Annotated in this window: 1 protein-coding gene; it reads left to right on the forward strand. The window is 62.6% G+C overall.

Annotation, left to right across the window (positions count from 1 at the left end; translation table 11 throughout):
- The coding region (locus A1355_RS09880) for an ABC transporter permease (RefSeq protein WP_064027513.1) at positions 1–1080 on the forward strand (1080 nt) is incomplete at both ends.

Below are 1080 nucleotides of genomic sequence, written 5' to 3' on the forward strand. Positions count from 1 at the left end.
CCAAGCCGGCAAGGCCATCGCAGCCCAAGCATTACGGGCCGGGTTGATTGTGCTGGCGATGAGTATCGGCGTAGCATCGGTGAACATCCTGACCGCGTTGGGCGACAGCGCGCGCACGTATGTCGTCAACGAATTCGAGTCGCTGGGCACCCACTTGTTGATTGTATTGCCGGGCCGTAGCGAAACCACCGGCGGCCACCCCCCGCTGCTCGGCGAGACGCCGCGGGATCTGACGCTGGAAGACGCCGAAGCCCTGTTCCGCAGCCGCAATATCGCCGCGATCGCGCCGGTCAATATCGGTTCGGCGCCGGTGTCGGTGGCCGGCCTGGAGCGGGAAACCAACATCATGGGTTCGACCCATGCCTTGCTGCGGGTGCGACATTTAACGGTCGCCCAGGGCCGATTTTTGCCCGAAGCCGCCGCAGGGCGGGAACTGTCGGTCTGCGTCATCGGCAAGAAAATCCGCGAGGATTTGTTCGGCCAACGTCGAGCGGTCGGCGAATGGCTTAGAATCAACGACCGCCGCTTCCGGGTCGTTGGCGTGCTGGCCGAGGAAGGCCAGTCGATCGGTACCGGTTTCGACGAACTGGTGATCGTGCCGGTGGCCTCGGCGCAGGCCTTGTTCGATAGTCACTCCTTGTTCCGAATTCTGATCGAGGCGCATAGCGAAGCGGCGATGCACCGAGCTGTCGACGAGGTGCGCCGCATCATCCAAGCGCGCCATGAAGGCGAGGACGACATTACCGTGATTACTCAAGACAGCGTGGTTAACACTTTCGACAAGATTCTTAGCGCACTGACTTACACGGTGGCCGGCATCGCCTCGGTCAGCCTGGCGGTGGCCGGCGTGCTGGTGATGAACGTGATGCTGGTCAGCGTCAGCCAGCGTACCGCCGAAATCGGTCTGTTGAAGGCCTTGGGCGCCCGGCGCGCCGAGCTGCAAGCGCTGTTCTTGACCGAAGCCGCCTTGTTGTCGTTGGCCGGCGCTTTAGTGGGCAATCTATTGGGCAACGCCGGTATCGCCGCGCTGGGCTGGTGGTATCCTAATTTCCCGCTGCATTTGCCGGCTTGGGCTTGGAC

Origin of the sequence: Methylomonas koyamae, assembly GCF_001644025.1 — a bacterium.
GTDB lineage: Bacteria > Pseudomonadota > Gammaproteobacteria > Methylococcales > Methylomonadaceae > Methylomonas > Methylomonas koyamae_A.